The sequence below is a fragment of the Acinetobacter sp. YH16051 genome (assembly GCF_013417135.1).
Taxonomy (GTDB): domain Bacteria; phylum Pseudomonadota; class Gammaproteobacteria; order Pseudomonadales; family Moraxellaceae; genus Acinetobacter; species Acinetobacter towneri.
Genome location: NZ_VPEN01000008.1, coordinates 81,514 through 103,626, shown reverse-complemented (window position 1 = coordinate 103,626; position 22,113 = coordinate 81,514). Strand labels below are relative to the sequence as shown.

26 protein-coding genes and 1 pseudogene are annotated in these 22,113 nt (G+C 39.2%); 11 read left to right on the top strand and 16 right to left on the bottom strand.

Features of this window, described 5'->3' with window-relative positions:
• Window positions 1-89: 89 nt before the first annotated feature.
• Both FTV41_RS08815 and FTV41_RS08810 read right to left on the bottom strand, forming a co-directional pair.
• Window positions 90-290 (bottom strand): annotated as a pseudogene (locus FTV41_RS08815) (I78 family peptidase inhibitor); the annotation flags it as partial.
• A 237-nt stretch (window positions 291-527) separates the two neighbouring features.
• Window positions 528-833, bottom strand: coding sequence for a DUF4298 domain-containing protein (locus FTV41_RS08810; RefSeq protein ID WP_154320729.1), 306 nt, complete (start codon window positions 831-833; stop codon window positions 528-530).
• A 265-nt stretch (window positions 834-1,098) separates the two neighbouring features.
• Between FTV41_RS08810 and FTV41_RS08805 the strand changes: the two genes are divergently transcribed.
• From FTV41_RS08805 to FTV41_RS08790, 4 genes are all read left to right on the top strand, one after another.
• Window positions 1,099-1,452, top strand: coding sequence for a hypothetical protein (locus FTV41_RS08805; RefSeq protein WP_004973479.1), 354 nt, complete (start codon window positions 1,099-1,101; stop codon window positions 1,450-1,452).
• 5 nt (window positions 1,453-1,457) lie between these two features.
• Window positions 1,458-1,853, top strand: a complete 396-nt coding sequence (locus tag FTV41_RS08800) for a hypothetical protein (RefSeq protein ID WP_179990588.1) — start codon at window positions 1,458-1,460, stop codon at window positions 1,851-1,853.
• 236 nt (window positions 1,854-2,089) lie between these two features.
• Complete coding sequence (locus tag FTV41_RS08795) at window positions 2,090-2,545, top strand: helix-turn-helix domain-containing protein (protein WP_004973749.1); 456 nt, start codon at window positions 2,090-2,092, stop codon at window positions 2,543-2,545.
• A complete protein-coding gene (locus tag FTV41_RS08790) occupies window positions 2,535-3,101 on the top strand; it encodes an IS630 family transposase (protein ID WP_179996422.1) in 567 nt (188 codons plus the stop codon). The genes FTV41_RS08795 and FTV41_RS08790 overlap by 11 nt, the downstream gene beginning before the upstream one ends.
• Window positions 3,102-3,155: 54 nt before the next feature.
• Here the strand turns inward: FTV41_RS08790 and FTV41_RS08785 are convergent, their stop codons facing one another.
• Complete coding sequence (locus tag FTV41_RS08785) at window positions 3,156-3,317, bottom strand: hypothetical protein (protein WP_004973471.1); 162 nt, start codon at window positions 3,315-3,317, stop codon at window positions 3,156-3,158.
• A gap of 529 nt (window positions 3,318-3,846) precedes the next feature.
• The gene (locus FTV41_RS08780; RefSeq protein WP_167846030.1) at window positions 3,847-4,077 is read right to left on the bottom strand and encodes a hypothetical protein; all 231 of its coding nucleotides are present in this window, start codon (window positions 4,075-4,077) and stop codon (window positions 3,847-3,849) included.
• A 212-nt stretch (window positions 4,078-4,289) separates the two neighbouring features.
• Between FTV41_RS08780 and FTV41_RS08775 the strand changes: the two genes are divergently transcribed.
• On the top strand, window positions 4,290-4,784 hold the full coding sequence (locus FTV41_RS08775) for a CinA family protein (protein WP_096901591.1): 495 nt from the start codon (window positions 4,290-4,292) through the stop codon (window positions 4,782-4,784).
• A gap of 7 nt (window positions 4,785-4,791) precedes the next feature.
• Here FTV41_RS08775 and FTV41_RS08770 read toward each other — a convergent pair whose 3' ends face one another.
• From FTV41_RS08770 to prpB, 4 genes are all read right to left on the bottom strand, one after another.
• Complete coding sequence (locus FTV41_RS08770) at window positions 4,792-5,067, bottom strand: type II toxin-antitoxin system RelE/ParE family toxin (protein WP_004973465.1); 276 nt, start codon at window positions 5,065-5,067, stop codon at window positions 4,792-4,794.
• Window positions 5,068-5,072: 5 nt separating this feature from the next.
• The gene (locus tag FTV41_RS08765; protein ID WP_004973462.1) at window positions 5,073-5,294 is read right to left on the bottom strand and encodes a hypothetical protein; all 222 of its coding nucleotides are present in this window, start codon (window positions 5,292-5,294) and stop codon (window positions 5,073-5,075) included.
• 298 nt (window positions 5,295-5,592) lie between these two features.
• Window positions 5,593-6,729, bottom strand: coding sequence for a 2-methylcitrate synthase (gene prpC, locus FTV41_RS08760; RefSeq protein WP_004973461.1), 1,137 nt, complete (start codon window positions 6,727-6,729; stop codon window positions 5,593-5,595).
• 4 nt (window positions 6,730-6,733) lie between these two features.
• On the bottom strand, window positions 6,734-7,618 hold the full coding sequence (prpB, locus tag FTV41_RS08755; RefSeq protein WP_004973459.1) for a methylisocitrate lyase: 885 nt from the start codon (window positions 7,616-7,618) through the stop codon (window positions 6,734-6,736).
• Window positions 7,619-7,954: 336 nt separating this feature from the next.
• On the opposite strand from prpB, the gene FTV41_RS08750 reads away from it, so the two are divergent.
• The 3 genes from FTV41_RS08750 to FTV41_RS08740 all read left to right on the top strand — a co-directional run bounded on the left by FTV41_RS08750 (window position 7,955) and on the right by FTV41_RS08740 (window position 10,274).
• The gene (locus tag FTV41_RS08750; protein ID WP_179996412.1) at window positions 7,955-8,605 is read left to right on the top strand and encodes a TetR/AcrR family transcriptional regulator; all 651 of its coding nucleotides are present in this window, start codon (window positions 7,955-7,957) and stop codon (window positions 8,603-8,605) included.
• Between the two features lie 111 nt (window positions 8,606-8,716).
• Window positions 8,717-9,637, top strand: coding sequence for an ornithine carbamoyltransferase (gene argF, locus FTV41_RS08745; RefSeq protein WP_179989471.1), 921 nt, complete (start codon window positions 8,717-8,719; stop codon window positions 9,635-9,637).
• Between the two features lie 139 nt (window positions 9,638-9,776).
• A complete protein-coding gene (locus FTV41_RS08740; RefSeq protein ID WP_257218268.1) occupies window positions 9,777-10,274 on the top strand; it encodes a hypothetical protein in 498 nt (165 codons plus the stop codon).
• A 75-nt stretch (window positions 10,275-10,349) separates the two neighbouring features.
• Here FTV41_RS08740 and FTV41_RS08735 read toward each other — a convergent pair whose 3' ends face one another.
• The 7 genes from FTV41_RS08735 to rpiA all read right to left on the bottom strand — a co-directional run bounded on the left by FTV41_RS08735 (window position 10,350) and on the right by rpiA (window position 17,080).
• Window positions 10,350-10,703: a YnfA family protein gene (locus FTV41_RS08735; protein ID WP_004973443.1), complete on the bottom strand. Its 354-nt coding sequence runs from the start codon at window positions 10,701-10,703 to the stop codon at window positions 10,350-10,352.
• Between the two features lie 115 nt (window positions 10,704-10,818).
• Complete coding sequence (gene clpA / locus FTV41_RS08730; RefSeq protein ID WP_004973441.1) at window positions 10,819-13,095, bottom strand: ATP-dependent Clp protease ATP-binding subunit ClpA; 2,277 nt, start codon at window positions 13,093-13,095, stop codon at window positions 10,819-10,821.
• Window positions 13,096-13,104: 9 nt separating this feature from the next.
• Window positions 13,105-13,521: an ATP-dependent Clp protease adapter ClpS gene (gene clpS / locus FTV41_RS08725; protein ID WP_004973438.1), complete on the bottom strand. Its 417-nt coding sequence runs from the start codon at window positions 13,519-13,521 to the stop codon at window positions 13,105-13,107.
• Window positions 13,522-13,540: 19 nt separating this feature from the next.
• On the bottom strand, window positions 13,541-14,314 hold the full coding sequence (locus FTV41_RS08720; protein WP_096901621.1) for a DUF6776 family protein: 774 nt from the start codon (window positions 14,312-14,314) through the stop codon (window positions 13,541-13,543).
• Between the two features lie 79 nt (window positions 14,315-14,393).
• A complete protein-coding gene (gene argC, locus FTV41_RS08715; RefSeq protein WP_171458206.1) occupies window positions 14,394-15,449 on the bottom strand; it encodes an N-acetyl-gamma-glutamyl-phosphate reductase in 1,056 nt (351 codons plus the stop codon).
• A gap of 187 nt (window positions 15,450-15,636) precedes the next feature.
• Window positions 15,637-16,317: a M48 family metallopeptidase gene (locus tag FTV41_RS08710; RefSeq protein WP_004973431.1), complete on the bottom strand. Its 681-nt coding sequence runs from the start codon at window positions 16,315-16,317 to the stop codon at window positions 15,637-15,639.
• Between the two features lie 91 nt (window positions 16,318-16,408).
• Complete coding sequence (gene rpiA / locus FTV41_RS08705) at window positions 16,409-17,080, bottom strand: ribose-5-phosphate isomerase RpiA (RefSeq protein ID WP_004973429.1); 672 nt, start codon at window positions 17,078-17,080, stop codon at window positions 16,409-16,411.
• A gap of 106 nt (window positions 17,081-17,186) precedes the next feature.
• Between rpiA and ilvA the strand changes: the two genes are divergently transcribed.
• From ilvA to FTV41_RS08690, 3 genes are all read left to right on the top strand, one after another.
• The gene (ilvA, locus tag FTV41_RS08700; RefSeq protein WP_019837302.1) at window positions 17,187-18,725 is read left to right on the top strand and encodes a threonine ammonia-lyase, biosynthetic; all 1,539 of its coding nucleotides are present in this window, start codon (window positions 17,187-17,189) and stop codon (window positions 18,723-18,725) included.
• Between the two features lie 129 nt (window positions 18,726-18,854).
• A complete protein-coding gene (locus FTV41_RS08695; protein ID WP_004973425.1) occupies window positions 18,855-19,511 on the top strand; it encodes a TrkA family potassium uptake protein in 657 nt (218 codons plus the stop codon).
• Entirely contained in the window at window positions 19,508-20,848 is a 1,341-nt protein-coding gene (locus tag FTV41_RS08690) for a TrkH family potassium uptake protein (RefSeq protein ID WP_004973423.1), read from the top strand. The genes FTV41_RS08695 and FTV41_RS08690 overlap by 4 nt, the downstream gene beginning before the upstream one ends.
• Before the next feature lie 96 nt (window positions 20,849-20,944).
• On the opposite strand, the gene FTV41_RS08685 is transcribed toward FTV41_RS08690, so the two are convergent.
• Window positions 20,945-22,093 (bottom strand): phospholipase A, encoded by a 1,149-nt coding sequence (locus FTV41_RS08685; RefSeq protein WP_179996411.1) that lies wholly within the window; start codon window positions 22,091-22,093, stop codon window positions 20,945-20,947.
• Window positions 22,094-22,113 lie beyond the last annotated feature (20 nt).

The window sequence follows — 22,113 nt, the reverse complement described above, 5'->3', positions numbered from 1 at the left end:
AATTTTGAGTGATTGGCTGATTAAAACGAAAAACCCTGAAAATCAGATCAAATTTTCAGGGTAATATTGAGAAAATTTCTTAAAATTGTTTAGCCGCAAGAAGCTTGTAGAATAATTTTAGTTTTCGGATCGACCACCACAGTGACGCGATTCATACGATAATCCATTGTTACAGGCTGACCTGGTGTAACCATTCTCACAATTTCAGCTCGGGTAAGCGCTTTAATTTGTGTTTCAGTCAAACCTGTTTTACCAACTAACTGCGCAGCAGATTCTGGGACACAATTTTGCATGGTCTGTGGCACCTGAGTTTGTTCATTGATAGGCTGATTACTACACGCAGCTAAAGTTGCCACACTTAAAACAGCCAAAACACTATATAACTTTTTCATGTTGATACTCGTTTTTAATTTCTTCAAACCAACTCAAAATAACATAACTGATTAAATATGCAGTAAATTTACTGAATAAAACTGTGATGATAGTTTTATTGATCAAAATAAATTAGATGTAAGTTTGGATTAAGTTTAATTCTCAATCACACTTAAACTCAGTTTCATCCAATCAATTGCATGTTGGCGACGCTCTTCTAAAGCATTCCATAGCGTATCTTGCGATAATATAGAATATTCCCCTTCGCGGCAGCTAAGTTCAGGCGCATTTTCATAGTCCTCAAGCCATTGTTCACTTTGATAATAGGCCTGTAATTCTTGCCAGAGCTTTTCTGCAGCTTGCCATTTTTGCTGCGCTTCTCGCATCTGTCGATGTAAATCATGCCATTGCTCATATTGTTGCTGTAAAACCTGAGCATCGTACATTTTATTTTTACTCATAGCTGAAATTCAAAAATTAAGATGACATGAGCGTACAATAATTCAAGATCAAGGAATGTGAGTGTATGTAGGTTTTATTTAAAGAAACATATATTGCTATATTTTTTTGCATTAATTTTTAAAGAAGACAATTCCTGATTTATTTAGTCAACTTTAGCTTCATTACTTTCAGTAAAATTTAGTATAAAAGTGTAATTCCATCTTTTTATCAAAAGTTAAAGTCATTAGTATAAGTTTGCTTCAATTTTTTAGAAAAGGTACAAAAATGAAATATATTTTAGGGGCAACATTACTTGCATTCGGTTTAATGGGATGTAACTCAAATTTAAATAATGAAGTGAGCCAAGAAAAAGTACAAAGTAATGCACCTGCAGAAACACAAGTTATTTATTTTAATGGCCCACAAGATTTAACCATTGAATTAAAATCTTCAGATAATTTTGAAACTGCAGAAATGGTAGATAATTCAGACACAGTTTATCATTTAAAACGTGCTGTATCTGGTAGCGGTATTTTACTGAGCAATGATGATGGTGTATCTATTCACTTTAAAGGTGGTGAAGGAGTACTTGAGTTAGTCAAAGATCAGCCTATTAATATTACTGAATTTAAAAAATAGATTTTTTGCTGATTTTAGGCATACATAAGGACGAAAGTAATAATACTATTGGTAATTACATAGTCGAAGGCACCAAGCCATCAACTAAAGATAAAGTTATTAATGTTGAAACACAATATTATGAAAATCCAGGACATCATGACTTGAAAGATGGAAATATGCCTTATAACTCTACTAAAGCAATAATTCCTGACAATCATGTAAAATTATGGGAAAACAGTGTAAAAATTGATAGTGATCCAAAAATAGATGGGCAATTGAAAATAAAGATGGGAAGGTCATTTATCATAGGTTTCAAGATGATGGTAATGGCAATTTCCATTGGAATGGTTCGACAAAAGGTATTACGTCTTCAGGAAAGGAACGAAATATCAAGATTTCTGATGTCCCTTCTGACTTGATAAAAATGGTAGATAGCAAATGAATAGAATTGGAAACGATCAAGTTTTTATAGAGTTTGATGGAAATTATCAGAATAGTAATTTCATCCCATTGCGTTTATGTATTGAGGGGGAGTATCTAGGAACTTTAGACTCTCCTACTTATGTGACTAGCTTTATAAATTCACTAAAAAACTTAAGTTGACAAAAATAACTAATCATGCGAAAAAGTTTTTTTAGTTAACAGATGTTCACACATGCCTCGAATTGTTTCTGTACCACTTAGTTTAGAACAGCGAGAACGACTCATTTTTCTGGCCAAGCATGCAAAACATTGGCGTGAAAGACAACGTGCCCAAACTATTCTCTGGCTTTCTGAAGGTAAAAGTGTTGCGGAAGTTGCCACTCTACAAGAACGTATCCCAGAAACCATAAGGCTACAACGCCGACGTTGGGAATTGTATGAGTTTGAATCGATTAAAGAAGGTCATCGCTCAGGTCGGCCCAATACATTGATCTCAGACTATCAGGCGAAAATCCTAGATTGGGTCAATACAAGTCCACTCAATGCAGAACAAATCCGAGTCAAACTACATGAAGAATACGAAGTGTCCGTGTCTGTTGAAACCATTCGTAAGTTTTTACGTGATTCAGGTATGGTCTTCAAGCGTACCCGTCATAGCTTGAAAAAAAAGAGATCCGATTGCATTTGAACAAGCAACACAGCAGATTGAAAAATTACGAGAGCAAGCGGCACGTGGTGAAATTATATTAGGTTATGTTGATGAAACAGGGTTTTCATCTACACCTGATAACCGCTATGCGTGGACAAAGATAGGTGATGTTCATGCGGTTGATGCAATAAGATTAAAACGAGTTAATGTCATGGGATGTTTGCTTTCAACGGGGAAACTGGTGACAAGTTGTTTACAAGAGTCAGTTACAAGCACTTGGTTTTATGCCTATTTAACTGGAATAGCTCAACAAGTAAAACAGACTTATAACCTTCCATTGGTTCTTATTGTTGATAATGCCTCGATTCATAGAAGTAAAAAGATGGCTGATTACAGAGAGCTACTTAAAAGTAACTTTTCGACGAATTTGTATTTTATTCCAGCTTATAGCCCTGAGTTAAATCGAATCGAGATGGTATGGAAGCAGATCAAATATTATTGGCGAGATTTTCAAGTCATGACAGCTGATAAAATAGAGCAATGGGTGGAGAGAGTATCAAACCAATTCGGAAAAGAATACATGTTTACTTTTTAATGACAGCTTATCCCATTGGATCCGCATCGAAGTATACGATTTACACCTAGATTATTATTTCCGATCTAACTCTACTAGACCCTGTCTTGCTTCTGTAATGATCAGCTGAATTTCTTCATTTTGCTTTCTCTTTTGTTCAAAATACACATAAATGCCTAGAGAAAATCCCACAGCTAAAATGATCAGCGTCATCATGATAATTGCATTATGATTCATTATATTTAGCCCCTTTAAACTTCCTCACTATTGTGAGATGCAAGGACTATACACAGCAATAACAAAAATGCTCAATTCTAATAAAGAAAATACACTGTTTTTTTAATTTTATCTAAGAAAAACACTTTATTATTTAACAATATAATAAAAAATAAAATGTAAGACATATTCAAAAAATACGTTAAAATTCAATTATATTTTTTCTATCTGTCCTGATTATATTTTTAAGATGTTTTTAATTAATTTTCTCTATCCCATTTAGAAGTCAGTTAAAATAAAAAATTAACCTAAAAAACATAAACTTATTTAAGCCATTACAAGCCTGTTTGAAAAATGCTAATCGATAAAAACACCAACACAAATATGTGACATAGTTGGCATTTTTAATCAATTCTTCAATTTTTCTTGTGATGTGAAGTACAATTTTTTTCATCTAGCGGTCAAAAAGCACCAACTTCGATACGCTCCACTGATGCTCAACCAGTCTGCTATTATATGGAAGCTCTGTTTAATTTAGATTGAAATGACTTTAAATCACCAGAACTCTGACAATGATGGTTTGATGCTCCTCATTTTCCTCAATCAGTTGTAAACGCTTTTGTTCTTTACTCACGACTTTAAAGTGCAAGTTTTGATATTCAATAATGCTTGGAATTTGGTCAAAATATTGTGCATCAGCATCAATTTCATCCTCAAATAATGATGTACCAAGTTGATAGTCCAAACTTTTTAAAACGATATATTTCACCGTTGTTTTCATCACAGCATCCTTTTTATTACTTTTTGCTTTACTTTTATTTGTATCACCGTTCATGCCACGATTAAACCTATAATTGTAAATTTTGCTGTATTTATAGGCAGTTAAATCGTGAACATTCTTATTTTAGCATTTCACTTTTTGATGTTTTTTCGCACAAGTCGACAAAATTCAGTACACTTGAGCAACTTATTCTATTCACTTGCAGATTTATCATGCTCAAACAATGCTGTGCCATACTTGAACAACGCCAACAGACTGTGGCTTTTATTGAAAGTGCCAGCTCAGGTTACTTATGTAGTCAGTTTTCTATTTATAAAAATAGCGGTGCCAATATTTTACTTGGTGGATTAGTCAGTTACGACCCAAGCATTAAACGTGAGATTTTGCATGTGAATAGTGACTTAATTGCCACCTATACCGCTGAATCCGCAGAAGTCACACAAGCCATGGCAGTTCAAGGCAAAAAACTATTTCAACATGCTGATTTTATTGTGGCATGCACAGGGTTACTGAAACCAGGCGGCAGTGCCACACCAGAAAAACCTGTAGGGACATTTTTTATCGCCATTCATTATCAGCAGCAAACTTTTCAGTACAAATATTTTTTAGATGGCAATCCATTACAACGACTAGAACAGCTCACTCTGTTAGTCGCTCAAGACCTGATTGATCTAATGCAAGATACAAACACTTGTACTGCACCCTGAAGTAAACCTATCTTTTTAAGTCTCTATAAAAATTCTCATGACTGCCCAATTTTAAAAGATAGAGTGTCATGATTTCGTCATCACTCACAGAGTAAGCCAGTAGCACAAGCTGTTTGTCCATTTTAAATTTATAAACAAATACTCCTGCTAAATCCCCCACTTTAGCTTCTCCGATATCAGGATTATTCCAAACGGTTATTACGGCATTATCAACATCTTTTTTCTGCTGCTTGGTTAGTTTTTTCACTGTCCGTTCAAATAAGGGAGTTTGTTGTATATTCATTGAACTCAACCAAAGCTATATGGTGTTGTATTCCCTGCTTTGACATGCGCCATACTAAGCAACAAATCTGCTATATCTTGAAAAGTTAAATCGGGATTGTCTTGTGCGATTTTTCCAATTTTAGCCCAGTACTCAATTTGTTTAGTTGCACTTCTACTTTCAGCCATCCCGTAAATCTTTGCTGATTCAACAATATCGCTGTCGATTTTAACTGCTACATGTGACATTGCTTTTTCCTCATATTAATTATGGAATAAATTTTAGCCAATCATGCAACCATTTACAACCTTAAGAAACAAAATACAACAACCTTCTTTTATGATCAAATATTTAAAAATGCGCTATCGTACGCCCGATCTTTTTTAATTCTCTAACGCTTCAATAATTACTCATTGTATTTTTGACTACCCTCATCCAAACCTCAAAAAAAATAAGGTTCCATTGCTTAACAATGAAACCTTATCTTCAGCCTAAACTGCTGCATCGCATGATGTTCATGCACGGTACAGCTTTTTAGACAACCAATTAAGCAGCCGAACGCTCTGCAATTGGTACAACTTTACGCAATTCTGGGCCTGTATAATCTGCACTTGGGCGGATAATACGGTTATCTGCACGCTGTTCCATCACGTGTGCTGCCCAACCTGTTACACGGCTCATCACAAAGATTGGTGTAAATAGTTTGGTCGCAATACCCATAAAGTGATACGCAGACGCATGGAAGAAGTCAGCATTACAGAATAATTTCTTCTCACGCCACATCACTTCTTCACAACGCACCGATACAGGATAAAGTACTGTATCACCTACATCTTGCGCTAAACGCTCAGACCAGATTTTGATGATGCCGTTACGTGGATCATTGTCTTTATAAATCGCATGACCAAAGCCCATGATCTTTTCTTTACGTTCCAACTTGCCTAGCATTTCACGTTCAGCTTCTTCTGGCGATGTCCAATTTTCAATCATTTCCATCGCTGCTTCATTCGCGCCACCGTGTAATGGGCCACGTAATGAACCAATCGCGCCTGTAATACATGAATGCATGTCAGACAAAGTTGATGCGCAAACACGTGCTGTAAATGTTGATGCGTTGAACTCATGCTCTGCATACAAAATTAATGACACATTCATGACTTGTTCATGCAATTCATTTGGTTTTTCACCACGTAATAAATGCAGGAATTGTGCGCCAATTGAATCATCATCCGTATTTTCTTCAATACGCACGCCATCGTGGCTATAACGATACCAGTAGCAAATAATAGCTGGCAAAGTCGCCAAGATGCGGTCTGCTACATCTTGTTGCTGTTCAAATGACTGTTCGGTTTCTAAGTTACCTAGCATTGAAACACCTGTACGCATCACATCCATTGGGTGTGAATCTGCAGGAATACGCTCAAGCACTTCTTTGAGTGCTTGAGGCAATGCACGTAAAGATTTCAATTTTGCTTTATAGGCAGCCAATTGCTCTGAAGTAGGCAATTCACCAAAGAAAATCAGGTAAGCAACTTCTTCAAACTGGCAGTTTTCTGCCAAGTCTTGTACATCATAACCACGGTAAGTTAAGCCTGCGCCACTTTTACCTACAGTTGAGAGTGAAGTTTTACCCGCCACTTGTCCGCGCAATCCTGCGCCTGTGAGTACTTTTCCTTCAGCCATTTTTTTAATTCTCCTGTTTGAACAGCTTGTCTAATGTGTTTTCAAAAGTGTGATAATCAAGGAATTCGTATAATTCTTTGCGTTGCTGCATTTTGTCTAAGACATTGACTTGGGTGCCATCTTTACGAATAGATTGCATTACTTCTAAGGCAGCTTTTTGCATGGCACGTGTTGGTGAAAGTGGATACAACACCATACGAATACCCTGCTCTGCCAATTCTTCTGTGGTGTAGTATGGGGTATCACCAAATTCAGTAATGTTTGCAAGTACTGGTACACCAACTGCATCACATACTGTTTTATACATGGTAATGTCTGTCATCGCTTCAGCAAAAATTGCATCTGCACCTGCTTCCACACATGCACAAGCACGGTCAATCACCGCCTGCAAACCTTCTTTTTGCAAGGCATCTGTACGTGCCATGACTACAAAGTTTGAATCAGTTTTTGCATCAACTGCAGCTTTAATTCGATCGACCATTTCTTGTTGGGTTACAATTTCTTTGTTTGGACGATGTCCGCAACGCTTTTGTGCAACCTGATCTTCAATGTGTACTGCAGCAGCACCTGCAGCAATCATTTGTTTAATACTGCGGGCAATATTAAATGCACCACCCCAACCAGTATCAATATCCACCAATAATGGAGTATCTACACGCTCAGTAATACGACGCACATCTTCCAAGACGTTGTCTAAACTGGTCATGCCCAAGTCAGGTAAACCGTAAGAGTAATTGGCGACACCTGCGCCAGATAAATAAATGGCTTTATAGCCAACCTGCTTTGCCATCATTGCAGCATAAGCATTTACCGTGCCGATAATTTGTAATGGCTTTTCCACTTCTAAAGCTTGTCTGAATCTTAAGCCCGCAGATGTTTGTTCTGTCATCTTCCTTTCCGCTTTTCTTACTATATTTTTCGAGGTTTGAGTATATCGGGAATGCAAAGCTGCGCCATGACTTTTTAGAATCTATGCTCTAAAACTTTAGTCAAATAATTCGAAATTTTATTGCACAATAAATTTTCGTGATATTGCTTATTATTTAAATTTAATAAACATAGCTTTTTTGCATACTAAATAAGCAAAATTTTGCTTATTTTGAGTGTATTTCTATTTTTTCTGAATTCAAGCACGCTGCCCGTACACTTCAACACAGCACGCTGTGCATAAATTTGCTATAATAACAATCTCTCCCTTTGATCATTTGCTGAAATATTATCCAATATGCAAGATATCGCTCATTTAACCCCTTTCGGTAAAGATGTCCCTCCTACAAAGCGTGGACATGAGCGATGTGTGGCGCTGCTCGTCAGTGCAACTGATCTGTTTTTAGAACGTGGCTACGATGCCGTATCTTTAGATGATATTGTGCAACATGCTGGCGGTTCTAAAGCTTCTATTTATAAATACTTTGGCAATAAAGAAGGCTTGTTTAAAGCGATTTGTGATTATCGCCGTGACAAGTTTTTTCAGGATATTCACATCCCTTTTGAACAAATAGATTCCAATTTACGTGGTTATTTAATTCAGACCTTGCTGAATTTTTATCATCATATACTAGCGCCTGAAAATGCAGCTTTTATGCGTTTAGTTTTAGAGCAAAGTCAGCGCAACCCCGACATTGCTTTACATATCCATGAACGTGGCCCTCTACACGTGCAATTGTGCATTGCCAAAGTGCTAGAGCATGCCAGCCAACAAGGACTCATTCACTGCGAACACCCTGTTTATTCGGCACAATTGTATTTTGGAATTTTAAGAAATTTAGAATGGCGCATTATTATGGGCATTCCAAAACAAGAAACTGAACAAGAAACAATCAATTATGTAAGTTATTGTGTAGATCGCTTTCTAGACGCCCATCAAAAAGTCTAGTTTTTTTGCAATTTCTTCATCCTATAGTATATTAGCCGATTCCCTTTTTCACTTAACCAACCAACAACTAATTGTTGTTTTTCTCATTCAGCAATTATTGTGGAGTAACGAATGGCTCTACGTCACTTTCTAACATTACGCGATTTATCGACTTTAGAACTGAATCAAATTTTGCAACGCGCCATTGAGCTTAAGCGTAAACAGCATAACAATGAAGTTTTCCAACCCTTTGTGGGCAAAGTCTTGGGAATGATTTTTGAAAAATCTAGTACCCGAACTCGTGTATCGTTTGAAGCAGGTATGAGTCAGTTTGGTGGCAGCGCAATTTTCCTATCATCACGTGACACACAGTTAGGTCGTGGTGAACCGATTGAAGATTCTGCACGTGTCATTTCAAGCATGCTTGATATAGTGATGATTCGTACCTTTGGTCACGACATTGTAGAACGCTTTGCTTCTTATTCTAAAGTTCCTGTGATCAATGCCTTAACTGACGATCATCACCCATGCCAACTCCTTGCAGACATGCAAACCTATGTTGAACACCGTGGTTCAATTGAAGGTAAAACTGTGGCGTGGATTGGTGATGGCAACAATATGTGTAACTCATATATTGAAGCAGCACACATGTGGGGCTTTAATTTAAAAATTGCGACACCGAAAGGTTATGAGCCAGAACAGCGCTTCCTGTCTGAATTTGCACACTGCGTAGAATTGGTCGATTCTGCTGAGGATGCAGCAGTGAATGCTGATCTGATTGTGACCGATGTTTGGGCAAGCATGGGACAGGAAGAAGAACAAAAAATTCGTGAAAAAGCGTTTGCAGACTATCAAGTGAATGAACGCCTGATGGATTTAGCACATCCTGATTGTTTATTTATGCACTGCTTACCTGCGCACCGTGGTGAAGAAATTTCTGAAAATATGCTCGATCACAAAAATGCTGTAGTGTGGGATGAAGCAGAAAATCGCTTACATGCTCAAAAAGCATTGGTTGAGTTTTTATTGAATGAAAATCTTAAAAAAGACTAAGCTTTAAAACCCGTCTTAAATATTCGCAAAACTTTGATGAGTTTTGTTACAAACAGCACCAAAAGGTGCTGTTTTTTTATTTGGCTCGCTATAATCTTGAGTTATGGTCTATTTTTCTAAAATTTCTAAAAGAGCCTAGATGAACAATATGATTTATAAAACACTTGCTACAATTACGCTGTGCACCACTACACTGATCGCGAGTGCTTCACTCTATGCCAAAGCCAGTGAATTAGATCAATATTTAGTCCAACAAAAGATTTTAAGTGCAGATTATAAAATTCAAAATGTTGCTGCATTAAATGAAATTTTAGATGTCATTAGTGATGAAGATTCTCGTACTATGCCTTATCAGGTCGATCAAAATACAGTGATTGAACAAAGTACGGCGACAGACAAAAAAATCAATATTCATGGCATGATTATTTCACCCGACTTCAAACAGTTTGTAGAAAGTACGGGTTATAACAATGTCAAAAATATGATTAAACAAAACTTAATTCATAATTGTGAATCTATTTTTGAGCATCAGTTCCAACGGGTAAATCCCTATGTATTGAACTTAAAACTCAGTGCAGAAAAAACCCAGTTTAATGTGCAATTGGCAAATAGCGAGTGCCAATTTAAAGCAGACTGAACTGTATTTAAAACTAAAACAACCTCAGCTTTAAGATTTAATGCCTAAGGTTTAATGCGTAAACCCAAATATAACCTAACGTATTAAACCTTGCGGTTGTAAAATAATGATCAATGCGCCTAAAACTACTATCATTCCACCGAACATATCCCAACGTGTTAAATTGACTTGATCTACATACTTTAACCAAATCAAGGCTGTACAAATATAAATACCACCATAAGCCGCATAAATTCGCCCCGATGCCGCAGGATGTAGAGTCAATAACCACACAAAAGCCGCTAAGGCTAAAATTGTTGGCAGCCATAACCACTGTGATTTCCCCTGATTTAAAATCAAATAAGGAAAATAACAGCCTAATATTTCCATAACTGCCGTAACAAAAAACAAGAACGTTGTGCTGGCAATTTTAGTGATCTGAAAATCCATAAATCCTGTGTGGTCTCTCTTTTAGCAGTAACGATTCAAGTTCACGCATCTGCGAATTCATAAAAAATAACCCATGTTCAACATGGGTTATTTTCAAAATTCAAATAAGGATTGATTAGGCTGGTTCAGCCGTTTGATCTTCAAAGACTTCAAGTTTCAAACCGACTGCCTTACCGTTCTCTTTCTTCACAGAAACAGCCACATTACCGCCCTGTTCTGCAAGTTCACCAAACAGAATCATTTCTGCCAATGGCTTTTTCAAGTGTTCCTGAATCAGACGTTGCATTGGACGTGCGCCCATTAAGCGATCATATCCATGCTCAGCCATCCATTCACGCGCATCTTGATCAACCTCAAGAATGACTTTTTTATCATCCAACTGCGCTTGTAATTCAGTCAAGAATTTATCCACTACATTTTCAATTACTGTAGTAGGTAAAGCTTTAAATTGAATGACCCCATCCAAACGGTTACGGAACTCAGGTGAGAAGGCTTTTTTCATCGCTTCTTGGTTGTCATTACTGTTGTCTTGATCCATGAAACCAATGCTCACGCGGGAAATACTTTCCGCACCAATATTAGTGGTCAGAACCAAAATCACATTACGGAAGTCTGATTTACGACCATTATTATCGGTCAATGAACCATGATCCATAATTTGCAGCAATAGGTTAAATACATCAGGATGCGCTTTTTCAATTTCATCCAACAACAACACACAATGCGGATTTTTATGAATCGCATCGGTGAGTAAGCCACCCTGATCAAAACCGACATAGCCTGGAGGTGCACCAATTAAACGTGAAACGGCATGGCGCTCCATGTACTCAGACATATCAAAGCGAACCAATTCCACACCCAACAGTTTTGCCAACTGCTTGGTAACTTCGGTTTTACCAACGCCTGTCGGGCCAGCAAATACAAAACTACCCACTGGTTTGTCTGGTGTTTTTAAACCAGCACGTGACAGTTTAATTGCTGATGCTAACGCTTCAATAGCTTCATCTTGACCAAAGACCACACGTTTTAAATCACGCTCAAGATGTTCAAGTACAGTCTTGTCATCTTTCGATACGGTTTTAGGTGGAATACGTGCAATTTTAGAGACGATATCTTCAATGTTTTCTACTGTGATTAAAGTATCATCTTGCTCAGCTCTTAAACGGCGCTGCGCACCTGCTTCATCAATCACATCAATGGCTTTGTCTGGCAAGAAACGATCATTGATAAATTTGGCCGATAACTCTACCGCAGACACCAATGCTTTATCATCATATTTAACATGGTGAAATTCTTCAAATTTCGATTTTAAACCACGTAAAATATCAATCGTTTCTGAAATTGAAGGCTCATTCACATCAATTTTTTGGAAACGGCGTGAAAGTGCATGGTCTTTTTCAAATACCTGACGATATTCTTGGAATGTCGTCGAGCCAATGCAACGCAAAGTACCATTTGCCAACGCAGGTTTAATTAAATTTGATGCATCCATCGTGCTACCCATGCTTGAGCCTGCACCAATAATCATGTGGATTTCGTCAATAAATAAAATGGCATCAGGTTTCTTTTTCAAGGCATTTAACAGTTGTTTTAAACGCTTTTCAAAGTCACCACGGTATTTTGTACCCGCTACCAACGCACCGATATCCAAACTATATACTTCGGCATTTTCGAGTGGTTTTGGCGCTTTACCATTCACAATCAGCCACGCCAGACCTTCGGCAATAGAGGTTTTACCCACGCCTGGATCACCCACCAACAATGGGTTGTTCTTACGACGACGGCATAGAATTTGTGCAGCACGCTCAATTTCTTTTTCACGCCCAATTAACGGATCGGTTTTACCCTTTTGCGCTTCAGTATTCAAATTTAGCGTGTAAAGCTCTAACGGGCCAGCATTGGCAGAGCTTGAACTTTCGCTATCTAATTCTTCAACCTCTTCTTCCGCTTGCGTTTCGTCTTTACGTGTACCGTGCGATAAGTATTGCGTTAAGGTCAAACGGTTAATTTGATGACGCTTGAGTAGATACACGGCAAATGAATCACGTTCAGAGTACATTGCCACTAAAATATCTGCGCCTTCAACCGTACGGTCACCACCGCTAGATTGCACATGGAAAATACCACGCTGCAAAATGCGGTCAAAACTTTCGGTCGGGTGCGGTGCCTGATCGTTATTTTCAGCAAGTTTAGGGGTATGTTGTTCTACATATTCTTCGAGTTCTTTACGCAGCACAATAACATCTGCACCACACGCCTTGAGTGCATTGACTGCCGAATCATTGTCTAATAAAGCCAATAATAAATGTTCAACCGTTAGAAACTCGTGTCTCTTTTGACGAGCCATGCTAACAGCCAAACGTAGTGATACTTCTAATTGACGACTGAGCATGTAACCCCCTTAATCTTTAGGCTCAATCTGACAAAGTAATGGATGACCTTGTGATCGAGCGTAATTATTGACTTGGTTCGCTTTCGTTTCCGCAATATCCCGCGGATAGACCCCTGCGACACCTTTTCCTTCATAGTGTACAGTTAGCATTACTTGAGTCGCTTGGTCAAGATTCATTGCAAAGTATTGTTGTAAAATTTCAATTACAAAGTCCATTGGGGTGTAATCATCGTTCATTAAAACGACAACATATAAAGGTGGGCGTTTTAATTGTGGCGGCGCAGTTTGTACCGCAATATCACCATCATCTTCATGTCCTGCATCATCCACACTTAAACGCGGGGTTAAATGCCAATCGACATAGCCAGATTGATGAAAAGTGGTTTTAATTTCATTTAAACAGATGGATCTTTTTTGGGTTCGCATAAGTTTTACATATCACACATTATTGAGCGCTAGCTTCTGCTTGTGGAATTTCAGAAATAAAGGCAGAATCTGCCTCCACGGCTTTGCCTTTGCTCCAACTGAAGCGTTTAATCACAGGAGTTGCGCCATTTAAACGGACTTCAATAAAGTCTGGATTAAAGCCTTTAGGCATGCTCCAGCGCCCTGTTAAACGCTCATAATTATCAAAATTAAAATTGCTGTCTTCCATCGGAACAACCAGCACTTCTGTGCCTTGAATTAAACGCAGTTCTACCGTACCACTTGCACGTCGCTTGTTTGGACTCACTTGTACCAAATCGACCTGATATTCATAAGCATTGTCTGGTAATGGTTTCACCCCAAGATTTTGCACGGTCAGGCTTAAACCACCACGTTGACGCAAAACTTCACGATAAATCGCACTCATGCCTTCAGTACGTTGCTTATCTTCAGTTGCTTGAGTGAAAGCTTGATACAAATCATTGGAGTTACTGACCGCAACATCGCGTTCTTGAACCGCAGCATTTAAGCTTTTATTCAGACTTTCCAAACGCGTTTTTTGTTCTTGCACCACTTCAACCAGTTGTTCTGCATCGGCATCGTAACCAACCACAGTTAAGCCCTGACGATGCCCGACTGAATAGCCCAAAAAGCCACTACCTAAAATTAAAATGGCAGCACCAATTGCCAAAGGCGCATTGCTTTCAAGAAATGGCTTTTTTTCTGGCGGTGTAGATGAGGGTGTCATGCTTGAATTCGACTGTGACGTGGTTTCTGTATCGGTGTTATGCATCGTCATCTCTTGTTTTGATTCATTCAAAACACACATTTAAATCGAAATCTAAATGTGTGTGAAGTTGAAAAACGTGTTCTTATGGTAATAAACCAATCACCTCAAGTCCTGCATGTTCTGCAAAACCAAACATGAGGTTCATATTTTGTACTGCTTGCCCTGCTGCACCTTTCACCAAGTTATCTTGTGCCACCAAAAGTACTAATTTTTTCGGTTGTGGCTTATACAATGCGATACGCAACTGGTTAGCGCCACGTACTGAGCGTGTTTCTGGTGAACTGTTGGCTGGCATGACATCTACAAACTGTTCATTGGCATAAAACTGCTCATACAGGCTTTGTAAATCTGCTGCATCACCTGCATCAGTTAAATCTACATAAATGGTGCTGAGCATACCGCGAATCATAGGTACTAAATGCGGTACAAACACAATGTGATTAAACACATCTTTTTGACCCGAAATATTTTCCAATGCTTCTACAATTTCTGGATGATGACGATGCCCCGCAACGCCATAAGCCTTAAAGTTGTCTGCATTTTCAGAATAAATCATGCCCAAACTGGCTTTACGGCCTGCACCAGACACACCTGATTTTGCGTCAATAATAATGCTTTCAGGTTTCACTAAAGCTTCAGCTTGTTTAAATAATGGTGCTAAACCAAGTTGCACTGTGGTTGGATAACAACCTGGGTTACCAATCACCTGTGCGTGTTTAATTTGCTCACGGTTGAGTTCAGACAAGCCATAAACTGAATCTTTTAAAATGTCTGGGCAAGCATGTTGCATGCCATACCATTTTTCAAACTGTGCTAAATCTTGCAAACGGAAGTCTGCTGCTAAATCGACTACTTTGGTATTGGCTGCAACAAGTTCCGCAGCATGTTGCATGGCAACGCCATGCGGTGTAGCAAAGAACACCACATCACACTGTTTTAATTCTTCGATGTTTAAATCTGAGTAGCATAGGTTTGTGTGCCCACGCAGGCTTGGGAACATATCATCTACACGGCGACCCGCTTCTGTACGTGAAGTCAGTACATTTACTTTTACATTTGGGTGTCGTAGCAAAAGACGCAATAATTCAACGCCTGTATAACCTGTACCACCGACAATACCAACTGAAATCACGTGCATTACCTCAATTCAAAAGCATGTTTAAGCTAACGCTATAGTATGACAGGAAGTTTTGGTTTTCTAAACTGTTTTACTAGGGTTTTGGGGCTTTTCTTTATTCTGTTGATTTTATAAAAGATGATTTGGATTGTAGTCAATACGTGCAACACCTTTGCATTGTAGTCTTATCATGTGGGTGTTGGCTTTTTTATTGATACCACCACCAAGGCAAAGACGTTGTTTTTAACTGCTTGCGATGCTGCAAATAGTGCGCATCATGCCGTTGTACTTCAACCCAAAATGCAGGACTATGATCAAAATGTCGTGTATGCGCCAACTCATGCACAGCAACATATCGCACAATTTGTTCAGGAAACAACACCAAGGCGCTATTGAGCATAATATGCTGTTGCGTACTGCAACTGCCCCAACGGGTTTTCGGTTGACGAATTGCGCACTGTTTAAATGGCAAAGCAATTTCATGACTGACTGTTTGCAAATATATCGGCAACATTTGTTTGGCATAAGCAATAACAAAGGCTTTTAAATATGCCGCAGGTTGGCGGTCACTAACCCATAGGCAATGCTGTTTTAAATCTAAAATAAAACTGTGTTTTTGTGTTTGATAATGAATATTTAAAGGCTTAGCCAAATTAAAAAGTGATAACTGATTTGGCAATTCACGCCGAACAAGTCCTTGCTGCGCCTGCTGTTTATGCCAAGTTTCAATCATCCACTGTTCAGATTGCTGCAAAAAATCCTGAATTTGTCGCTGAGTACAATATTTCGGTACAGTTAAGCGAATTTGATGCGGCTCGACACGCAAACGTAAACGTGTTGCTTTTGCATGTGGTGTGATTTGAATTTCAGGTAAGTCGGATAATGTCATTGTTGTTCTTTTATTAAATCCTCCCCGACCTCTCCTTTAATAAAGGAGGAAGAAAAGCCCCCCATTAAAAACAAGGGACTTGGGAGACGAATTAAACCGCAGTACGTTCTTCAATGCCGTTATTGGTCGCTACAATTGCAATATCTGCTTTATTGATGGCAAAAATACCATTGGTCACAACACCCGGAATATCATTCAAGGTTTTTTCTAATTCCAACGCATTTAAAATATTTAAATTATAAATATCTAAAATCACGTTACCGTTATCAGTTACCACACCTTCACGGTAAGCAGGATCGCCACCTAAAGCCACAATTTTACGTGCTACCGCAGAACGAGCCATTGGAATCACCTCAATTGGCAATGGAAACTCACGTCCTAATTGCTCTACCCATTTTGAATCATCGACAATACAGATAAACTTACGTGCAATAGAAGCCACAATTTTTTCACGGGTCAACGCTGCGCCGCCGCCTTTAATCATGTGCATGTGACGGTCAATTTCATCTGCACCATCAACATAAGCATCTAAACTGCCCACAGAGTTCATATCGACCACTTCAATACCAAGTTTCTTTAAGCGCTCCGCAGTCGCTTCAGAACTTGCCACAGCTGCTTCTAATTGTAATTCAGGCAATAAATCAATCAGGAAATTCACTGTACTGCCTGTACCTACCCCCAAAATCCCGCCTTTAGGCAAATGTTTTAATGCTGCTTTGGCAGCCGCTTGCTTCTTTTCATCTTGGGTAGCATACAGACTCATGACTTCACTCAACTATTTTTGACATTTGTTGCCGATTTTACAGCGCAAATGTGCAGGGGTTTGTTACAATAACCCCCTATTTTAAACTGTTAGATGGAAGATTAACATGCTGTCTCGTTTGGTTCGACAAATTTTACAAGCAACGGTCTACGATGTTGCAATCGAAACCCCACTCGACGCAGCGCCACGAATTAGTGAAAAACTGAACAATAACATTCGCTTTAAACGTGAAGACTTACAACCTGTATTCTCTTTTAAATTGCGTGGTGCGTATAACCGTATTAGCCAATTACCCAAAGACCAACTTGAACGTGGTGTAATTACTGCCTCTGCAGGCAACCATGCGCAAGGTGTAGCATTGTCTGGGCAAAAACTGGGCATTCGCGCCATTATCGTTATGCCTAAAACCACGCCAGATATTAAAGTACAAGCGGTAAAACGCTTGGGTGGCGAAGTGGTATTACATGGTGACTCATTTGATGTTGCCAACAAATATGCAATTCAACGTGCCCAAGATGAAGGCATGACTTTTATTCCACCGTATGACGATGAATTGGTCATGGCAGGTCAAGGTACGATTGCCAACGAAATTTTGCGTCAATGGCGCGATGTCGAATATGTTTTCGTTGCTGTTGGTGGTGGCGGTTTAATTGCAGGTGTTGCAGCCTACTTGGGCGATGTCGCACCGCATGTCAAAGTCATTCCTGTAGAATATGATGAATCGGCTTGCTTAAAAGCGGCTTTTGAAGCCAATGAACGGGTTATTTTGCCGCAAGTGGGTTTATTTGCCGATGGTACTGCTGTCGCACAAATTGGTGAGAAACCGTTTGAAGTTTTACAACTACAAAAATCAGATCAATCAGGCCCAATTGTTGAGCGCGATGTAGTTTTGGTGAATACCGATGAAATCTGTGCGGCAATTAAAGACACCTTTGATGAAAACCGCAGCATTGTAGAACCTTCAGGTGCAATGGCTTTGGCAGGCATCAAAAAATATGTCGAGCAACACCAATTGCAAAATAAAAATATTGTGTCAATTGTCTGTGGCGCAAACATGAACTTTGACCGTTTACGCTATATTGCGGAACGTACTGAACTCGGTGAACATAAAGAAGCAATTTTTGCCGTGACCATTCCAGAAGAAAAAGGTGCGTTCCTTAACTTCTGCCGTGCGCTGCAAGGTCGTAATATCACCGAGTTTAACTACCGCGCCAGCGATGCTACTGCTGCACAAGTCTTTGTCGGCATCAGCTTAAAATCTGGTGAAAAAGAACGCCACGATATTTATGAGTTACTCAAAACCCAGTACGATGTTGATGATTTGTCGGATGATGAAGTAGCAAAACTACACATTCGTTATTTGGTCGGTGGTCATGCCGATATTGAAAATGAACGTCTATTCCGTGTGGAATTTCCAGAGCGTCCGGGTGCATTACTGACTTTCTTGGAGCGCTTAGGCCCAACCCATAACATCACCCTGTTCCATTACCGTAACCACGGTGCAGCGGAAGGTCGTGTATTGGTCGGTTTAGAAGCTTCGGATGCCAAACAGAACCCAGATGGTTTAATTGAAACTTTGGAAAAGATCACTTATCCATACCAAGAGATTACTAATAACTTGGGTTATCAGCGTTTCTTAAAATAACCGATCACACATCTCAATAAGTGCAAAAAACCGCTGATTTCAGCGGTTTTTTAGTCATATTGCTACAGTATAGAGCCCTAAAATATTTTAGAATATTGGAAGAATAATATAATTTTTCAGGATGATGCTATGGCACAATTTGCTGTCATTGGTTTAGGTAGCTTTGGTGCAACTGTGGCGACACAATTGGTCAAACTCAACCATGATGTCATTGGGATTGATAGCAATAAAAAGTTTGTAGAAAACATTGCCGATCAAATTACCCATGCGGTGATTGCCGATGCAACCGATGAACACGTTTTGGAAGAACTGAATATTCAAAATTGTGATGCAGTGGTGGTCGCCATTGGTGAAGATATTGAAGCCAGTATTTTGTGTGTCTTAAATTTAAAGAATTTGGGTATTTCTAAAATTTACGTTAAAGCCAAAAGTAAAGCGCACACCATGATTTTGACCCACTTGGGCGTAAGTAAAATTATTCACCCTGAAGAAGATATGGGCGTTCGCATCGCGCAATCGCTGAGTTATCCGATGGTGAGTCGTTATATGAGCCTAAACGACAACCACTATATTGTAAAAGTAAAAATTAAAGACAACTTGCATGGCACGCGCATTCATAGTCTGATGTCACATGCACCCGAAGTTAAACTTTTACTGTTTAAACGTGCCGAAACGATTTTCTATACGCTTGAATCCAATTTAATGCTACAAACAGATGATATTTTGGTGGTTGAAGGACAACTTGAACCATTAAAACGCTTATCTAAACAATTTAAGTCAGAATGAAAAAAACAGCGAAACAACCAATCAAAACTGTCAATTTAAGCCCACCCAGTCTTTTGGCACTGGGCTTTTTAAGCTTTATTAGCATTGGCACAATCTTGCTGAAACTGCCCATTTCCCATCATGGCGAGATGAGTTGGATTAATGCCTTATTTACTGCTACATCTGCAGTGACGATCACTGGATTGTCTGTAGTGAATATTGGCGATGCTTATACCGTATTTGGGCAAATGGTCATTATGTTGTTGTTACAATGTGGTGGCTTAGGTTTTATGACTTTTGCGATTTTAGCGGTTTTAAGTTTGTCATCCAAAATTGGTTTAAAACAACAAATCATGGCGCAAGACACCATTGGGCAAACCAACCTGTCTAAAGTGTCGATGACCATTAAAAGCGTGTTGCTCTACTCATTGTTTTTTGAAGGGATTGGCACGGTTATTTTAACCTTGGCATGGATGCAGGATTATCCATTTAGCGATGCATTTTTCTATGCGGCTTTCTATAGTGTTTCAGCCTTTAACAATGGTGGATTTTCATTATTTCCCAATAGCTTAATGAGTTTTGCAGATCAATACCTGATTACCTTAACTATTAGTATGCTGTATATCATTGGCGGTATTGGTTTTGTGGTACTCATGGATATTAAACGTGCCAAACGCTGGAAAAAACTCTCACCCAATAGCAAGCTGATTTTATCGACCATTGCTGGTTTAAACTTTGTGGCCTTTCTGCTGATTTGGGCGATTGAAGCCAATAATCCACATACCCTTGCAGCCATGAGTATTGGCGATCAAGCCCTCAATGCATGGTTTCACGCTACCGTTCCTCGCTCATCAGGCTTTAATAGTCTAGATGTCGCAAGTATGCAAAATAGCTCGACCTTGCTCACCATGCTTCTGATGTTTATTGGTGGTGGTTCGCTCAGTACCGCAGGCGGTATTAAAGTTGGCACATTTATTATTGTCATTTTAAGTGTGATCAGTTTTTTAAGACGTTCAGATGAGGTGCGTGTGTTTAATCATGCTGTACCTGAACGTACCACCTTTAAAGCTTTGGCGGTGATCAGCATCACAGGTATGTTAATTTGCCTCGGTTTGTTTAGCTTACTTGCCCTTGAACCGAAACTGAATTTTTTAGACCTGTTGTTTGAGGCTGTATCTGCAGCGTGCACGGTGGGTTTATCCCGTGGTGTTACAGGTGAATTACAACCTGCCAGCTTAATTATTTTAATGTTGTTGATGTTTGCAGGTCGTTTAGGGCCGCTGACTTTGGCTTATTTAATCGCCACACCACAAAAAAGCCGACTTAAACATCCAACCGCAGATATTCAAGTTGGATAAAAGCTGGATACGATCCGACTTCAAAAACAAACGCCAATCTTCAAGATTGGCGTTTTATATTCAGCGAGCAATAATGAGAAATCAATCTTAATCTACTTAAAACCAATTCATTAAAGACACACCCAAACCAACATAGGTGGCGCGGTGGTTATAATCAATCAGGCTTTCACCATAACCATCAAACAATTGGAAATGACCGCGTAATTTTCCACTGATTGGGAAAACCCAGTCAAACTGTGCTGCACCGTGCGCGTCATCACCGCCTTTTAAGCTATGACGAAGCATCAAAGAAAAGTCATGCTCTTTCCAGCGATAAAATGCCAACATATCGCCACGCCCGATATAATTTTTAATATCTGGGTTGTTGTCATCAGCGCGGTCTTCTTCAATGCGATACCACGGACGTAACATCAAGGCAAAATTGTCTTTTTCAAAACCTAAATTAAAAATCACCCGATTCCAACTGCGTGATAATGGATCAGAACGACCATTGGATTGATGGTTCAACGTCACACCCAATAAACGACCATGCAGCCCCATAAGTGTATAGTTGGTGCGGAACATCAAACTGGCTTCAGGCTCATAATTGGTTTCACGAAATGGGCGTGACTCATCACCATTGTAAACTTGCCAGCGAGAAGACTGGGTATATCCTAACCAGACATCACCATTATTCCCTAGCAAGTTCTCAACCGCTTTGGTTTTTAAAGAAAGCTGAAATTTACTTTCCATTGAAGTAAGATTCTGCTCCTCACCCAATTGAACTGTGTTTTGCTTATTTAAACTTTGAGGACGTTCGTTTTTATCACTGGTCCAAAAGCCGGGCATTAAATACACAGGCTGATAAGCACGTAAATTCCATGTACCCAACTTACTGTCTGCCGAAAGTTCCCAACGCTTATCCAGTAAAGATACATTCGGATCAAGCTTTGGTACATCAAAAGAAAATAAATTGCTTACGCTTACTGCAATTTTTTCTGTCACCGTTTCGGGTTCAGGCGCTAGTGCCTGAGCAGCTTGACGTTCGCTAATCAGCGCTGTTTTTTCTGCTTCAGGAATTTTAAACAGAGCATCGTAACACACCAAACGATCAGCATTTGACTCTAAAGCCACACAGGCTTCAGGTGTTGCAGGTGCAACTAAGCTAGCTGGGTCTTGTGCATAGGTTTTCGCCACAAACACAGTGCTGAGTGCGGCAACACTCAGCGACAGTCCTGTGCGTTCAAACAGTTTGAACGCGCTCATAAATCCCCCTAAGTTTTCGT

Bases quoted from the DNA above. Each gene is read 5' to 3' on its own strand.
- prpC (WP_004973461.1), bottom strand. From the start codon at position 6,729: ATGGCTGAAGGAAAAGTACTCACAGGCGCAGGATTGCGCGGACAAGTG.
- FTV41_RS08785 (WP_004973471.1), bottom strand. From the start codon at position 3,317: ATGAATCATAATGCAATTATCATGATGACGCTGATCATTTTAGCTGTG.
- FTV41_RS08765 (WP_004973462.1), bottom strand. From the start codon at position 5,294: ATGTCACATGTAGCAGTTAAAATCGACAGCGATATTGTTGAATCAGCA.
- FTV41_RS08770 (WP_004973465.1), bottom strand. From the start codon at position 5,067: ATGAATATACAACAAACTCCCTTATTTGAACGGACAGTGAAAAAACTA.
- FTV41_RS08805 (WP_004973479.1), top strand. From the start codon at position 1,099: ATGAAATATATTTTAGGGGCAACATTACTTGCATTCGGTTTAATGGGA.
- FTV41_RS08740 (WP_257218268.1), top strand. From the start codon at position 9,777: ATGAACAATATGATTTATAAAACACTTGCTACAATTACGCTGTGCACC.
- clpS (WP_004973438.1), bottom strand. From the start codon at position 13,521: ATGCGAACCCAAAAAAGATCCATCTGTTTAAATGAAATTAAAACCACT.
- prpB (WP_004973459.1), bottom strand. From the start codon at position 7,618: ATGACAGAACAAACATCTGCGGGCTTAAGATTCAGACAAGCTTTAGAA.
- FTV41_RS08710 (WP_004973431.1), bottom strand. From the start codon at position 16,317: ATGACATTATCCGACTTACCTGAAATTCAAATCACACCACATGCAAAA.
- FTV41_RS08810 (WP_154320729.1), bottom strand. From the start codon at position 833: ATGAGTAAAAATAAAATGTACGATGCTCAGGTTTTACAGCAACAATAT.
- FTV41_RS08780 (WP_167846030.1), bottom strand. From the start codon at position 4,077: ATGAAAACAACGGTGAAATATATCGTTTTAAAAAGTTTGGACTATCAA.
- FTV41_RS08795 (WP_004973749.1), top strand. From the start codon at position 2,090: ATGCCTCGAATTGTTTCTGTACCACTTAGTTTAGAACAGCGAGAACGA.
- FTV41_RS08720 (WP_096901621.1), bottom strand. From the start codon at position 14,314: ATGCATAACACCGATACAGAAACCACGTCACAGTCGAATTCAAGCATG.
- ilvA (WP_019837302.1), top strand. From the start codon at position 17,187: ATGCTGTCTCGTTTGGTTCGACAAATTTTACAAGCAACGGTCTACGAT.
- FTV41_RS08685 (WP_179996411.1), bottom strand. From the start codon at position 22,093: ATGAGCGCGTTCAAACTGTTTGAACGCACAGGACTGTCGCTGAGTGTT.
- rpiA (WP_004973429.1), bottom strand. From the start codon at position 17,080: ATGAGTCTGTATGCTACCCAAGATGAAAAGAAGCAAGCGGCTGCCAAA.
- FTV41_RS08750 (WP_179996412.1), top strand. From the start codon at position 7,955: ATGCAAGATATCGCTCATTTAACCCCTTTCGGTAAAGATGTCCCTCCT.
- FTV41_RS08775 (WP_096901591.1), top strand. From the start codon at position 4,290: ATGCTCAAACAATGCTGTGCCATACTTGAACAACGCCAACAGACTGTG.
- FTV41_RS08695 (WP_004973425.1), top strand. From the start codon at position 18,855: ATGGCACAATTTGCTGTCATTGGTTTAGGTAGCTTTGGTGCAACTGTG.
- argC (WP_171458206.1), bottom strand. From the start codon at position 15,449: ATGCACGTGATTTCAGTTGGTATTGTCGGTGGTACAGGTTATACAGGC.
- FTV41_RS08690 (WP_004973423.1), top strand. From the start codon at position 19,508: ATGAAAAAAACAGCGAAACAACCAATCAAAACTGTCAATTTAAGCCCA.
- FTV41_RS08735 (WP_004973443.1), bottom strand. From the start codon at position 10,703: ATGGATTTTCAGATCACTAAAATTGCCAGCACAACGTTCTTGTTTTTT.
- clpA (WP_004973441.1), bottom strand. From the start codon at position 13,095: ATGCTCAGTCGTCAATTAGAAGTATCACTACGTTTGGCTGTTAGCATG.
- argF (WP_179989471.1), top strand. From the start codon at position 8,717: ATGGCTCTACGTCACTTTCTAACATTACGCGATTTATCGACTTTAGAA.